Consider the following 13,661-nt stretch of genomic DNA (forward strand, 5'->3'; position numbering starts at 1 on the left):
GTTCTCAACCAATTTATGCTTATTTTTGAAGAAAGGCTCAGATTATAAAATCCAAGCCCTGACTTTTTAACTTACACACTTTGTGGGATAGTGTCATGTATTTACAGGTTTTTATCGTCTTCCAGTAATTCCTTGGCCTGGTATTCCTGAACCAGATCAATGGCATTGGAAATAACATCACTTAAAGCAGTAATAAATGTTCCTTCTTCAGCCATTCCCATGGCGTGTTTTAATGCTTCAATCTCTTTGGGAATAATCTCATAACTCACATCTCTGCCTGCAGAATTAATCCCATCAATAATCAATCCGTTAATTTCGTCTTCCGTTCTTCCACGAAGATGTTTTTCATTCCGGATGATAATATAATCAAACATTCGTCCTGCAATCTTTCCACATTCTCTGATATCGTTATCTCTTCGGTCTCCGACACCGGAAATAATACCTATTTTCTTGGTGGATTCTACGTTTTTCAGATAATCTTCAATGGCTTCGTATCCTGAAGGATTATGAGCAAAGTCAATCAGTACCTTAAAGTTTTTAAATTTAAAAATATTCAGTCTTCCCGGTGTGAGCTGAGCACTTGGAATAAAAGTTCTCAAAGAATTAGAAATATCTTCAATTCCGAATCCGTATAGATAACTTGCCAAACTGGCTGCCAATACATTTTCGATCATAAACCTGGCCTTTCCTTCCATGGTAATCGGGAAGTCTTTGGCTTTTCCTATTCTGATTTTCCAGTCTCCTTTTTTGATGGTTACAAAACCTTCTTCATAAACACAGGTGATCTTTCCTTCTTTGGCAAATTTTACAATATGAGGATTGTTTTCATCCATACTGAAAATAGCCACATTGGAATCGAGATCACTCACAATCTTCATAGAATATTCGTTGTCGGCATTTAAAACACTCCAGCCGCTTTTTTTCACGCTATCCAGTACAACACGCTTTACTTTGGTAAGATCCTTCAGACTGTGAATATCATTCATTCCCAAATGATCCTCCTCAATATTGGTCAAAACACCGATATCACATTGTGAAAAGCCAAGTCCTGAACGTAAGATACCGCCTCTTGCTGTTTCCAGCACGGCAAATTCTACGGTAGGGTCTTTTAAGATAAATTCTGCAGAAAGCGGTCCGGTAGTATCTCCTTTTGACAGCATGGTATTCTGAATATAAATTCCATCCGAAGTGGTAAATCCTACTCTGTAACCATTGCTTTTTACAATATGGGAAATAAGTCTCGTAGTTGTTGTTTTTCCATTGGTTCCCGTTACCGCAATGATTGGAATGGTAAAGGGTTTTCCCTGAGGATAAAGCATATCAACCACAGGTGCAGCTACATTTCTGGGTAGCCCTTCACTTGGAGCAAGATGCATTCTGAACCCCGGCGCAGCGTTGACTTCAATGATAGCTCCGCCACTTTCCTTTAAAGGCTGGGTGAGGTTCTCTGCCATCACATCAATACCGCAGACATCCAATCCGATAATTTTGGAAATTCTTTCAGCCATCGTGATATTTTCCGGATGCACCATATCAGTGACATCAATGGATGTTCCTCCCGTTGAAAGATTGGCTGTTGATTTCAGGTACACCACTTCTCCTCTTTGAGGAATGGTTTCCAGCGTGTACTGAAGCTTATCAAGTAATTCTACAGTATCTTTGTCCACTTCAATTTCGGTAAGGACATTTTCATGACCATAGCCTCTCCTTGGATCTTTGTTTTCTTTTTCAATAAGCTGCTGAAGGTTCAGTTCTCCATCTCCTACAACATGGGCAGGAACTCTTCTGGCAGCAGCCACCATTTTATTATTGATTACCAGTATACGGAAATCATATCCCGTAATGTATTTTTCAACAATTACTTTTCTTGAATATTTCTGAGCGTGTTCAAGACCTATCTTGGCAGCATCCCAATCGTTAACATTAATAGAAGATCCTTTTCCATGATTTCCATCCAAAGGCTTGATAACAATAGGATACCCGATTTTTCTGATCACAGCATTTAATTCTTCTTCATCAACTACCAGCTCTCCAGTGGGTACCGGAATAGCTGCATCATGAAGCATTCTCTTTGTTAATTCTTTATTACAGGCAATATCTACAGCAATAGAACTTGTGTTTCCGGTAATCGTAGCCTGAAATCTTTGCTGGTTTACCCCATAGCCAAGCTGTACCAGAGAGTTTGTTCCCAATCTTATCCATGGAATTCTTCTGGATGCAGCTTCTTCCACAATACTTCCAGTGGAAGGCCCGAGACGAACACGCTCCCTGATTTCTTTTAATCTATGAATACATGCATTCAAATCATAATCTTTGCCTTCAATCAGCGCTTCTGCAATCTTAACAGATTCTTCTGCAGCAAAGATCCCTGCATTTTCTTCGATATAATTAAATACTACATTATATACTCCCGGAGTTTTTGTTTCACGGGTTCTTCCAAACCCTACATCCATTCCTGCCAGGGTCTGTATTTCCAAAGCAATATGCTCAATGACGTGTCCCATCCAGGTTCCCGTTTCCACTCTATGGAAAAAGCCTCCTTCTACTCCTTCCGAGCATCGGTGCGTAATCAATGATGGGATTAATTTTTCAATCCTTTCCCGAAATCCTTCGATTTTATTGGTAGGATAATTTTCCATTTCTTCTAAGTCCAACCTCATCTGTATCAGCTTCTTTCTTCTGATGCTCCAGATGTTAGGACCTCTTAGTGCCTGAATCTTTTCGATTTTCATAGTCTATTGGCATTTTAACAGTTAACAATAACTCCTTTCAAAACCAAAGATAATGTAAAACCCTAAACGAAACTATACCACATTTAAAGATTTGTTAAAAAAAAAATAATTTTAATTAACATTCCTAAAACATTAAAAATCAACTAAAGATGGCATGAAATTAGCGAAAGAATGTGAATTATTTTTTAATTTTGTACAATGATGAAACCTGTTGGAAAATTAATAGTTATCGGAGGCGCTGTAAACAAAGGAAGTTTTGCTGAAACCGATTATGATCAGAATATAGAAAAGAATCTTAATTTTTTTGAGCGAGGGATCTTGCGAAAGATCATCAACGAATCAAAACTAAAGGAAGATTCTGTGATTGAAATTGTAACAACCGCATCTCAAATTCCTCAGATCGTAGGTTCTGAATATAAAAAAGCATTTGAATTTCTTGGAGCTAAAAATGTAAATGTTCTTGACATCCACAACCGTGAAGAAGCCAATTCTGATGCAATGGTGGCAAGAGCCAACGCTGCCGATGTGATGATGTTCACGGGAGGAGATCAGCTGAGACTGACTTCTATTCTTGGAGGAACAAGATTTCATGACACGATTTTATTAAAATACCAGGAACAGGATTTTATTTATTCCGGAACTTCTGCAGGTGCTGCCGCAGCTTCTGAAAATATGATCTACCAGGGAAGCAGTTCTGAAGCCTTATTGAAAGGAGAAATCAAAACCACTCAGGGATTGGGGTTAATCGATAATGTTATTATTGATACTCATTTTGTACAGAGGGGAAGAATCGGACGTCTTTTCCAGGCAGTAGTCAACAATCCAAGAACACTGGGAATCGGATTGGGTGAAGATACAGGACTTTTCATTCATAATGATGTAATGACTGCCGTAGGTTCAGGTCTTGTTATTCTGGTAGACGGAAGGTTTATCAAAGATACCAACCTTACTAATATCAATCTTGGAGAACCGATTTCTATTGATAATTTAACAGTACATGTTATGTCTATGAATGATCATTATGATCTGAAGACAAAAACGCTGACGATTGAGAATTCTCAGTTTAATCCGATACCACAGGATAAATAGAACAACAAATACAGCTATACAAACGGAACCTCGGTTCCGTTTTTTATTTAACTTCATATTTCAAGTTGGGCTAAAGCCAATGAATTTAAAATGTTTATTGTAAGGCGGGCTAAAGCCCACCCCTATTGATGTTGATATCCAGATGCATAATAGTTGTTTAACAATTTTATCTTTTATCTTTTATCTTTTATCTTTTATCTTTTATCTTTTATTAATTAACTTCGTAAAAGAATATCATTTATCAATCATCATCTATAATTTTATGAAAGTAATTATCCACGGAGGTTTTTTTTCTGAAAGCGACCAAAGCCACGAAGTAAAAACAGCAAAACAGGATTCATTAAAAGAAATTGCTCAAAAGGCATTCGACTATCTTACAACACATTCGGCTTTTGATACCGTTGCCTATGCTGTTTCCTTACTGGAAGATGATCCGTTATATAATGCGGGAATCGGTTCTCAAATCCAGAGTGATGGTGTAATCCGTATGAGTGCTGCCATCATGAACGGGAACACTCAGAAACTAAGCGGTGTCATTAATATTCAGAATGTACAGAATCCTATTTTTGTTGCTAAAGATCTTATCCGTGAGGATGACAGAGTTTTAGGAGGAAATGGTGCCAAAATATATGCTACAGAAAATGGTTTCGAAAATTTTTCTACGGAAATTCCCCAGAGAAGAAAAGAGTATGAGGCCAAACTAGCCAATGGAGGTAAAGGAACTGTAGGCTGTGTAGCCATTGACCATGAAGGAAAACTGGCTGTTGCCACGTCTACCGGAGGAAAGGGGTTTGAGATTCCCGGAAGAATTTCAGATTCTGCCACTGTGGCAGGAAATTATGCCAATGCTTTCTGTGCGGTAAGTTGTACTGGTGTAGGTGAAGATATTGTCAGCAATGCTACTGCTGCCAAAATTGTAACCAGAGTTACGGATGGTATGAGCCTTGAACAGGCTTTCAGCAAAACATTTGATGAACTTAAAACTATTGATGGATTCGCAGGTGCTATCGCTATTGATAAAGATGGAAATATCTATCATAGGGATTCGTATCCTACTATGGTTTTCGCCAGTTTTGATGGCGAAAAACTTGAAGTCTTCTCTTAAATTTAACATTTTTTTATAAGTCCATTTATTTTTTTGGCACGTATTTTACATTATTCATAACAACAAATTGTAATAGTAATAACATAAAAAATAGAAATCATGGGAAACAAGACAAAAGGATTATTAGCTTTACTTGGACTAGGTGCATTAGCTTATTGGAAATATAAGAATTCGAGCCCTGAAGATCAACAAGCTGTAAAGGATAAAATCAATACTGCAAAAGACAATCTTAATAAATGGGGAAATGACCTTAAGAGCAAAGCCAATGATGTTGCTTCCCAGGTTCAGAATAAAGTGGACGAAGTAAAAGCAAAAGCTGAGGATTCCCTAAGCTAGCCAACACAGAGCAGTTTTTTTAACATTCATATATAGGAAAAAGTCATCGTAATAGTACTTACGATGACTTTTTATTTTTGTTAACCATTGTGGTTTTATTTTTTCTGTGCTGCCAGCGCATACACAAGAGGTATTTTATTGCCGAACTGTGGAATTCTCCATTTCCCTTTTTCAAATTCTTCTACGTGTCTGAAACAAGGATATGGTGACCAGTCAAACTCCCGGAAAGTATTCAGTTGTAAATCTTTTTTAATCAAATTATCAAGGACTTCTGCCAAAGAATGATTCCACATAACATATTCCTGCACGATGGATGCGGACTGATCCGCATATGTTCCTTCATAAGTTTCTACAATCGGTTTTTCATTGAAATAGCTATAAGCTACTTTTGTAAAATCATCATCAAACATCCAGACGGCAGGGTGAAATTCTGCCATAATGAATTTTCCTCCCGGATTCAAAAAATGATTGATAACATCTGCCCATTTTTCAAGATCGGGAAGCCATCCTATTGTACCATAGCTTGTATAAACGATATCAAATTTCTGATCCAGAACATTTGGCAAATTATACACATCTGAACAGATAAATTCTGTATCGCTACCGCATTTTTCTGCAAGATCTCCGGCGGTATCAATAGCTTTATCAGAAAGATCAATTCCGGTCACTTTTGCTCCCATTCTTGACAGGGAAATAGAATCCTGCCCAAAATGGCACTGCAAATGCAGAATAGTTTTTCCTTTTATATCTCCAAGAAGATTTAATTCTATTGAGTTCAGGGATGTTCTTCCTTTTAAAAATTCATCTACAAAGTAGAAATCCGATTTCAGATGAGGTTCTACTTTAGCGTTCCATGATTTTTTATTAATTTCTAAGTAATTTTCCATGGTTTAAGTTAAAAAAGTGTGAGTTTTCCTATAAAATAATTTTTATTACCAGCATACATTGATCATAATTTATCTATCAATTTCTTCTTTTGCTCAAGAAATTCGTCTTCACTTAGAACTCCCGTTTCTTTTAATCTTCCCAATTGTTCCAACTGATCTAAAACACTAGGTTCAGATTTGCTCTGAAAATGTGTTTCCGGATGGGACATGAATTCTCTTACTTTTTCGCAGAACAGTTCAGCATGATACTTTCCTACTCCATCAATCTCTACCATATCATCTGTAACCTGAATATCTATGGAAGCCAGTAAAAATGCTGTTTCATATTGTATGGAGCTTATCTTACTGTAAGAAAAGTCTTCCACTTTCAATCCGTACATGAATTCCTTATCCACAAAAATCAGTCTTCTGTCAGTGGCTACTAAGATGATATGATGATTGTTCAGTTTATTTCTGCCTTCTACCAGATATACAATTCTTTCCTCCGGTGAAAGGATATCCGGTAATTCATGAATTTCTTTCCGGGCAAATATGGTAGGGCTGATATCCAGCTTTTTAAGTTCTTCTCTTATTTCGTCTAGTCTTGATTTTTTACTCATAGTATTAGTTTACAGGGCTAAATTAGTTTTTTTTGTAATAAAAAATTTAATTCAATAAAAAAATCAGCCTTCTGAAGGAATCACTACAGAAGTGTGCAGGCAATACAGCTTCCAGCCCAAAGTCTCATACAATAGTTTTCCTTCTTCTGTAGCCACTAAAAGATTATTTGAAAAACCTTTATACAAAGCGATCTTCTCCAATTCTTTCAATAAAAAACGAGCGAGCCCTTTCCTTTGATGGTTTGTTTCGGTAATAATCCTGTCATACACTGCAACGTCATCAATAAGAGAAACACGGCCAATAGAAGCCTGTTCACCATTTTCCGCTACAATCCTGACAACAAAGGTTGTATTATACTCAGAAAATTCTAAATGATATCCTTCTGCAAGATTCATTTCCGCAAAATTCATAGGATGAAAACAGGTCATCATATATCCCTGTGGCTGCAGTTTCCACCTTTCGGGAATTCTATGTATAAATTCATCAGGAGAAGCAGATACTTTCAGATAAATCCACGGATCATCAATTGAATGGGCATGCTGGAAAAAATCATCATTAAGCTCAGGAAACACAAAACGTTCTTTTTGCTTTTCATCTCCTACATTTACATAAAACCCGGATTTATAGGGAAGGGGAAAAGATACTTCTCTTGACAGGCACCATCCTTTAAGCCAGCTCTCTACTATTTTTGAAGATACTTTATCCTTCATAATTCGGTTTACAAATTTTATTTTAATTGCTCCAGCAGTTTCTTTTTTTGCTCTGCAAATTCCGTATCGGTTAAAATTCCGTTCTCTCTCAATTTTCCTAATTTCTCAAGCTGGTTTAGAATTTCTTCTGATGAAATTCCTTTGTTTACCACATTATCAATTTGTTTTGGAGATTGTTCTTTAGGATGATTATAAATACCTTTTATCTTGTCATAGAAATTTTCTGCATCATCTTTATCCATAAAGCATTCAAACGCTACCACTCTTTCGTCAAGATGTAATTTAATAATTGGTGATCTGGGATCTGTTACAAAACTTACAGCCTTAATGGTTTCGTTTGGATAATTATTGATTTTTGCATCGCCAAACATTGCTTTTGATACTGAAATCAGCCTCAACGGTGTTGCCACCAATATTCCTGCTGCCAAAGTATTCACAAACTGAGCATCTGTAATAGCGATGATCTGCTCATCTTCTGAAATCAAATACGGAAGTTCTTTGATTTCTCCTTTGGTAAAGATGGACAGATTAGCATGAAGACTTTCCAGTTCCTTCGTTATTTTCTGGCGTCTTCGTTTATAAACCTCTTTTGGGATTTGATGAGAGTCATAATCTGCCATTGCAGGAAGGTTCTTGTCTGCAGTCATTACTGCCTGGACTTCTTCGGTTTTCTCTTTGCTCAGCATTTTACTGATATCATGAATGCTGAATTTATTAAGATTATAAAGCAACTCTTCATTGATATCAGTTACTTTATTTAAACATTTATTGCATAAGACATTACCGTCTGAAAGCGTATTTGCTCCCAAAAGGGTATCCATGGATGTTAATTCTGTAGTACACAATGCACAATTATTAGTCATTCCTTTTTTACTCAAAAGTATTTAAATCTTAGCATCCATCAAACAAATCAACCACAAAATTACTTTTGTGGTTGATTTGTTTTTTTATGTATCTATCCTATTATTCTCCTAAAAACTCTTCTAAGGAAACCGTTTTCTGCTCTCCTGCTTCAAGATCTTTAAAAGTAACCGTATTATTTTTAATTTCTTCTTCACCCAGGAAAACAAGATTCTTTATGCCTTTCTTTTCAGCATAGGTAAACTGTTTGTTGATCTTTGCATTTTCAGGATATAATTCTGCTGAAATTCCTTTGGCTCTTAGCTGCATGATTAGCTTCAATGCATCTGTAATTCCTTCACCTCCAAAGTTAGCAAACAGATATTCTATTTTGGCTGATGCTTCTTCAGGGAATAGATTGAGTTCTTCCATCACAAGATAAATTCTGTCTAATCCGAATGAAATTCCTATTCCAGGAATATTTTTAACGCCAAAAACTTCAGTAAGGTTATCATATCTACCGCCACCTCCGATGGATCCCATGGCAACTTCATCTGCTTTCACTTCAAAGATAGCTCCTGTATAATAATCCAGTCCTCTTGCCAAAGTAATATTGAAAACTAAGTTTTGAATATCCACACCCAGGTTCAGCGATTGTGTAAGAACAAATTCCAGTTCTTCCACTCCTTTCAGACCGATTTCATTTTCTGCAAATTTCTCTTTCAGCTGAAGAAGATTGTCCAGCGCATCATCCGACTGGCTGAACAAGAAATCCAGCTTATCAATAGATTCCTGAGAAATTTCTCTTTCCAATAATTCTTTTACAACTCCGTCTTTACCTATTTTATCCAGCTTATCTAGTGCTACAGTGAAATCTATCAACTTATCTGTGATTCCTGCATATTCTGCCAATCCGGATAGAATCTTTCTGTTGTTCATATGAATGGTTACAGGAACTTTCAGATCTGCAAAAGATTTCAGATACAACTGAACCAGCTCTACTTCCTGTAGTAAACTCTCGCTTCCTACAACGTCGGCATCACACTGATAAAACTCTCTGAATCTTCCTTTCTGAGGCCTGTCTGCTCTCCACACCGGCTGGATCTGAGAACGTTTGAATGGAAACGTCAGTTTACCATGATTCATCGCTACAAATCTTGCAAAGGGTACGGTAAGGTCATAACGAAGAGCTTTATCAGTAAGGCTCTCTGCACTGAATGGCTTTTCCAATGCTTTTTGAAAGTCATGAAGCATCTGAGTTTTTTTCTCTTCTTTTGCTTCATTGATACTTGAATTTAAAATTTTAAAAATTAAGCGGTCACCTTCTTCTCCGTATTTTCCTGTTAACGTAGAAAGATTTTCAAAGCTTGGGGTTTCCAATGGTTGAAAACCGAATAATTCAAAATTATTCTGTAAAATATTGATGATATATTTTCTTCTGGAAACTTCCTGTGCCGTAAAATCTCTCGTCCCTTTTGCTAAACTTGGCTTCATTTGTTGTATGTCATTTTGATAAATGCAAAAGTACGGAATTGAAAGGAATTTTACATAGTATAAAAAGCTGAAGAAAGTCTTCCCTCAGCTTTTCTTGTGATGTTATCAATTATTCCAAAAAAGTCATAAGCTTTCAAGGATTTCAAGAATTTCTTCACCATAATTTTCAATCTTATGCTTCCCGAACCCTTTGATCTCCAGTAATTCCTCTTTCTTAGCAGGTTTATACTTGGCAACAGATATCAGTTCTTTGTTACTTGCGATGAAATAAGTAGGAAGATTATGTTCCCGTGCTTTTTCTGATCTCCAGAGCTTCAATGCGTCCAGGATCTTTTCTTCATCTGTATTCAAAAGATCATTTTCTGCAGAATATTTAGCTGCCTTTGGCTCTTTCACTGTATTTTTTGCTGGTTTTAAGTTTTCAAAATACAATATTACAGACCAATATTTTTCTTCACTTACAAAAGCGGTTTCTGCTTTTATAATCTCGTTACCTTCCAGGAAATCATCCAGCATTTTCTGATCTTTGTAGAGAAATTCTTCAGGCAGCCTGATTTTAAAAATTTTCACTCTCATCATAGGTGTTTTTAAAGTTATTTTCCTCCTAACAGTAGGATTTCATCTACACGAATTTCCGTGATGTACCGCTTTATCCCATCTTTATCATCATATGATCTGTAGGTAAGCTTTCCTTCAATGGCAATTTCTTTTCCTTTAGGAACATACTTTTCAAAGATTTCTGCTGTTTTCCCAAATGCAATCAAATTGTGCCATTGCGTTTCTTCTACTTTTTCTCCTTTAGCATTGGTGTAATGATCACTGGTAGCTAAGGATACACTTGCTTTTACATTTCCATTGTCGAAGTTTACCATTTCAACTTCTTTACCGGTGTAACCAATTAATGTTACTTTGTTTCTTAGTGACATAACTTTTATATTTTAAAGATTAATAATTCAGATAAGAGACGTTCACTGCTTTCTCAAATCTCTGTTGCAAAGATTGCGATGCTTCCCATTCTCAGCCGGTTATAAACTATTTAAATTCGTTTGTAACCGTTTGAAAACGGATAATAAAATAAAAAGAATCTTTCTTATACAGAATTTATCAGAATTAAAAAGGCATTAATACCTGCGATTAATTAAAAATTTAATAAAATGAAAACACTTCCTAAAATATTTTTCTTTAAAAAAAAACATGGAAAAACAGATATATGACAAGGGATTTTTTCTCTTTAATTTGATTTTTTTTTGCAAATTTGTAAAAACGTCTGACATGCAAAAAGAAAAACTACGTACAGTAAGAAAGATGAAAGGATTTACTCAGCAGCAAATGGCTGAAGTGATCCCCACTGACGTCTCCAATTATAGCAGAAAAGAAAGCGGTGGTGTATCTATAACACAGACTGAATGGCAAAAGCTGGCTAAGTTTTTAGACGTTCCGGTAGACGAAATTTATGAAGAAGAGGAAGCTACCATTATTATTGAAAATCCTGTTTTTAATGACAGCCCTGGAGCAAACGTTGGTAACAGTGGTTTCTCCGCCAACAATATGGGGCATATCAGCAATGAATTAAGCATAGAAATCATAAAAACCATGCAGGAATATATTGCTCTGCTGAAAGAAGAGATTAACCGGCTGAAAAAATAGAAAACATTTTTTCACAAAAAAGCATACTAAAGTCAGGATAGAACATTTCTATTCTGACTTACTTTTTTATGAAGTAATATGACATTTAACGGTCCTTATATCATTCAAATCCTATCCATTTACAAACGGATAATTCCGTATCTTTGACACACGGTCTGTATTGTGAACAATTACGAGAGGAATTTATATTCATACCATGTTTTACAGCCGTTCGCGGAAAATCTAATTTAAATTATAAAAGATAAAGAAGAGTAAATGAAGAAGACAATCAAAAGAACATTCAGGGTTTCAAAATATGTGATTTATAAAGAGACGCTTGTTGATTATAAGGAACATTTCTGGTCATTTCTGGGAGCATTTTTCGGGATTGGGATCATTGCGTTTATCCAGTCTCATTCACTCACAGAAACTGAAAATATATTCCTGATCGGTTCTTTTGGAGCATCAAGCGTTCTTATTTATGGTGCTATCCAGAGTCCTTTGGCCCAACCCCGAAACCTTATAGGCGGGCATGTACTTTCGGCATTGGTAGGCGTTACCGTCTATCAGCTTGTTCCGGATATTATCTGGCTTTCGGCACCTTTAGCAGTAGCATTTTCCATTGTATTGATGCAGTATACGAAAACATTACATCCACCTGGGGGAGCTACAGCGCTGATTGCAGTGAGTTCTACAGGAAAAATTCCGGAACTGGGCTACTGGTATGTACTCTCCCCTGTTCTTTCCGGATGCATTATTCTTTTGATTGTAGCCTTATTTTTTAATAATATTACTCCCAACAGAAGCTATCCCACCCACAGCATGTTCAAAAGACGGTTAAAAAAAAGACACCAACATCACTTAAAATAAAAATCATGAATTGTCTGGAATGTGGCGAGAAGATCATTGGAAGATCAGATAAAAAATTCTGCAATGATGCCTGTCGGAACGCCTATAACAATAAGCAGAATAAGGATTCTAACAATCTGATGCGGAATGTAAACAATAAACTCCGTAAGAATTACCGTATTCTGATGGAAATTAATACCGATGGTAAAACAAAAGTTCCCAGGTCCAGACTGGATGGCTTGGGTTTTGATTTCGATTATTTTACCAACCTGAAAGTTTATAAAAACGGTTCTGAATACAAATTCATCTATGATTGCGGTTATAAACTTCTGGAAGATGATTTTGTACTGATTGTAAAAAATCAGGCATAACCCACCACAAATATAAAATTATGAAAGAAGTCGTTCTGATCACAGGTGCCGGCGGCATGATTGCCAAGGAACTGGCAAAAAAAATAGATAAGGAATACGAAATCAGGTTTCTGACCCGAAAAAAAGTTCATAATCATGAATATGAATGGGACATCAAAAAAGGAACTATTGATGAGACCGCCTTTGAGAATGTGTCCCACATCATTCATCTTGCAGGGGCTAATATTTCAGAAAAGCGCTGGACCCCGGAAAGAAAAAAAGAACTGATTTCCAGCCGTGTAGATTCTGCGGAATTGCTGAGAACAACTTTAAGAAAAAACAAGATCAGGCTAAAATCTTTTATTTCAGCTTCGGGAATTAATTTTTATGGTACGGAAACTTCAGAAAAAATTTATACAGAAACAGATCCGCCAGGCAACGATTTTCTAAGTGAGGTAGTTGTTTTATGGGAAAGGGCTGCTGACGATTTTAAGGAACAGGATCTGGCAGAAAGAGTTGTCAAAATACGTACCGCTGTTGTTCTTTCTGAAAAGGACGGAGCATTAAAGAAAATGATCCCTCCTATCCAATATTATATCGGTTCTCCTCTGGGAAGCGGCAAGCAATACATGCCCTGGGTTCATATTGAAGATATTTGTTCTATTTATGAATTTGCTTTAAAAAATCCTAATATGGATGGAGCTTATAATGCAGTCTCTCCACAGCATGCCACCAATAAAGAGCTGACAAAAAAGATTGCCCAGGTACTTAAGAAACCTTTATTTATGCCTAATGTTCCCGGGTTTGTTCTGAAACTATTATTTGGCGAACTCGCTGTTGCTATATTGGAAGGGTCACGGGCTTCCTCAAAGAAACTTGAGGATGCAGGATTCCATTTCAAATTTCCGGATCTTGAGAAAGCTTTAAAAGATTTATTAAAGTAAGTAGTTATTATTAACAAAAACAGCTCTGTATCAGTTTATTACTATTCATTTTTTAGAATTTTACGGTCTGAAATTTTTAAAGTATTAAATCGTTAGTGC

The 13,661-nt window shown here is 36.3% G+C and carries 15 protein-coding genes; 7 read left to right on the top strand and 8 right to left on the bottom strand.

The features are described from left to right. Positions 1–101: 101 nt before the first annotated feature. Positions 102–2,732 carry a cyanophycin synthetase gene (gene cphA / locus BW946_RS19520; protein WP_076597762.1) on the bottom strand — a complete coding sequence of 877 codons (2,631 nt, stop codon included), beginning with the start codon at positions 2,730–2,732 and terminating at the stop codon, positions 102–104. Between the two features lie 201 nt (positions 2,733–2,933). On the opposite strand from cphA, the gene BW946_RS19525 reads away from it, so the two are divergent. From BW946_RS19525 to BW946_RS19535, 3 genes are all read left to right on the top strand, one after another. Then, on the top strand, positions 2,934–3,821 hold the full coding sequence (locus BW946_RS19525) for a cyanophycinase (RefSeq protein WP_076597796.1): 888 nt from the start codon (positions 2,934–2,936) through the stop codon (positions 3,819–3,821). Between the two features lie 262 nt (positions 3,822–4,083). After that, positions 4,084–4,926, top strand: a complete 843-nt coding sequence (locus tag BW946_RS19530) for an isoaspartyl peptidase/L-asparaginase (RefSeq protein WP_076597763.1) — start codon at positions 4,084–4,086, stop codon at positions 4,924–4,926. Between the two features lie 99 nt (positions 4,927–5,025). Continuing rightward, entirely contained in the window at positions 5,026–5,262 is a 237-nt protein-coding gene (locus BW946_RS19535; RefSeq protein WP_076597764.1) for a YtxH domain-containing protein, read from the top strand. Positions 5,263–5,357: 95 nt separating this feature from the next. On the opposite strand, the gene BW946_RS19540 is transcribed toward BW946_RS19535, so the two are convergent. The 7 genes from BW946_RS19540 to BW946_RS19570 form a co-directional block, all read right to left on the bottom strand. After that, a complete protein-coding gene (locus BW946_RS19540; protein ID WP_076597765.1) occupies positions 5,358–6,149 on the bottom strand; it encodes a class I SAM-dependent methyltransferase in 792 nt (263 codons plus the stop codon). A 62-nt stretch (positions 6,150–6,211) separates the two neighbouring features. After that, positions 6,212–6,748: a PH domain-containing protein gene (locus tag BW946_RS19545; protein WP_076597766.1), complete on the bottom strand. Its 537-nt coding sequence runs from the start codon at positions 6,746–6,748 to the stop codon at positions 6,212–6,214. 63 nt (positions 6,749–6,811) lie between these two features. Further along, complete coding sequence (locus BW946_RS19550; protein WP_076597767.1) at positions 6,812–7,459, bottom strand: GNAT family N-acetyltransferase; 648 nt, start codon at positions 7,457–7,459, stop codon at positions 6,812–6,814. A 17-nt stretch (positions 7,460–7,476) separates the two neighbouring features. Continuing rightward, positions 7,477–8,322, bottom strand: coding sequence for a PH domain-containing protein (locus BW946_RS19555; protein ID WP_139326047.1), 846 nt, complete (start codon positions 8,320–8,322; stop codon positions 7,477–7,479). Positions 8,323–8,422: 100 nt separating this feature from the next. Next, on the bottom strand, positions 8,423–9,793 hold the full coding sequence (gene hisS, locus BW946_RS19560; protein WP_076597769.1) for a histidine--tRNA ligase: 1,371 nt from the start codon (positions 9,791–9,793) through the stop codon (positions 8,423–8,425). A 123-nt stretch (positions 9,794–9,916) separates the two neighbouring features. Then, a complete protein-coding gene (locus BW946_RS19565; protein ID WP_228402653.1) occupies positions 9,917–10,372 on the bottom strand; it encodes an HRDC domain-containing protein in 456 nt (151 codons plus the stop codon). A 14-nt stretch (positions 10,373–10,386) separates the two neighbouring features. Then, positions 10,387–10,719 (bottom strand): single-stranded DNA-binding protein, encoded by a 333-nt coding sequence (locus BW946_RS19570; RefSeq protein ID WP_076597771.1) that lies wholly within the window; start codon positions 10,717–10,719, stop codon positions 10,387–10,389. Positions 10,720–11,065: 346 nt separating this feature from the next. Between BW946_RS19570 and BW946_RS19575 the strand changes: the two genes are divergently transcribed. The 4 genes from BW946_RS19575 to BW946_RS19590 all read left to right on the top strand — a co-directional run bounded on the left by BW946_RS19575 (position 11,066) and on the right by BW946_RS19590 (position 13,562). Beyond that, positions 11,066–11,440, top strand: coding sequence for a helix-turn-helix domain-containing protein (locus BW946_RS19575; RefSeq protein WP_076597797.1), 375 nt, complete (start codon positions 11,066–11,068; stop codon positions 11,438–11,440). 255 nt (positions 11,441–11,695) lie between these two features. Next, entirely contained in the window at positions 11,696–12,289 is a 594-nt protein-coding gene (locus BW946_RS19580) for an HPP family protein (protein ID WP_076597772.1), read from the top strand. Positions 12,290–12,294: 5 nt separating this feature from the next. Further along, a complete protein-coding gene (locus BW946_RS19585; protein WP_076597773.1) occupies positions 12,295–12,639 on the top strand; it encodes a hypothetical protein in 345 nt (114 codons plus the stop codon). 20 nt (positions 12,640–12,659) lie between these two features. After that, positions 12,660–13,562: a TIGR01777 family oxidoreductase gene (locus tag BW946_RS19590; RefSeq protein ID WP_076597774.1), complete on the top strand. Its 903-nt coding sequence runs from the start codon at positions 12,660–12,662 to the stop codon at positions 13,560–13,562. Positions 13,563–13,661 lie beyond the last annotated feature (99 nt).

It is taken from the genome of Chryseobacterium sp. RU33C, assembly GCF_900156015.1.
GTDB classification, from domain to species: domain Bacteria; phylum Bacteroidota; class Bacteroidia; order Flavobacteriales; family Weeksellaceae; genus Chryseobacterium; species Chryseobacterium candidae.

Excerpts from the sequence above, each read along its gene's own strand:
- cphA (WP_076597762.1), bottom strand. The coding sequence starts at position 2,732 with ATGAAAATCGAAAAGATTCAGGCACTAAGAGGTCCTAACATCTGGAGC.
- BW946_RS19525 (WP_076597796.1), top strand. The coding sequence starts at position 2,934 with ATGAAACCTGTTGGAAAATTAATAGTTATCGGAGGCGCTGTAAACAAA.
- BW946_RS19530 (WP_076597763.1), top strand. The coding sequence starts at position 4,084 with ATGAAAGTAATTATCCACGGAGGTTTTTTTTCTGAAAGCGACCAAAGC.
- BW946_RS19535 (WP_076597764.1), top strand. The coding sequence starts at position 5,026 with ATGGGAAACAAGACAAAAGGATTATTAGCTTTACTTGGACTAGGTGCA.
- BW946_RS19540 (WP_076597765.1), bottom strand. The coding sequence starts at position 6,149 with ATGGAAAATTACTTAGAAATTAATAAAAAATCATGGAACGCTAAAGTA.
- BW946_RS19545 (WP_076597766.1), bottom strand. The coding sequence starts at position 6,748 with ATGAGTAAAAAATCAAGACTAGACGAAATAAGAGAAGAACTTAAAAAG.
- BW946_RS19550 (WP_076597767.1), bottom strand. The coding sequence starts at position 7,459 with ATGAAGGATAAAGTATCTTCAAAAATAGTAGAGAGCTGGCTTAAAGGA.
- BW946_RS19555 (WP_139326047.1), bottom strand. The coding sequence starts at position 8,322 with ATGACTAATAATTGTGCATTGTGTACTACAGAATTAACATCCATGGAT.
- hisS (WP_076597769.1), bottom strand. The coding sequence starts at position 9,793 with ATGAAGCCAAGTTTAGCAAAAGGGACGAGAGATTTTACGGCACAGGAA.
- BW946_RS19565 (WP_228402653.1), bottom strand. The coding sequence starts at position 10,372 with ATGATGAGAGTGAAAATTTTTAAAATCAGGCTGCCTGAAGAATTTCTC.
- BW946_RS19570 (WP_076597771.1), bottom strand. The coding sequence starts at position 10,719 with ATGTCACTAAGAAACAAAGTAACATTAATTGGTTACACCGGTAAAGAA.
- BW946_RS19575 (WP_076597797.1), top strand. The coding sequence starts at position 11,066 with ATGCAAAAAGAAAAACTACGTACAGTAAGAAAGATGAAAGGATTTACT.
- BW946_RS19580 (WP_076597772.1), top strand. The coding sequence starts at position 11,696 with ATGAAGAAGACAATCAAAAGAACATTCAGGGTTTCAAAATATGTGATT.
- BW946_RS19585 (WP_076597773.1), top strand. The coding sequence starts at position 12,295 with ATGAATTGTCTGGAATGTGGCGAGAAGATCATTGGAAGATCAGATAAA.
- BW946_RS19590 (WP_076597774.1), top strand. The coding sequence starts at position 12,660 with ATGAAAGAAGTCGTTCTGATCACAGGTGCCGGCGGCATGATTGCCAAG.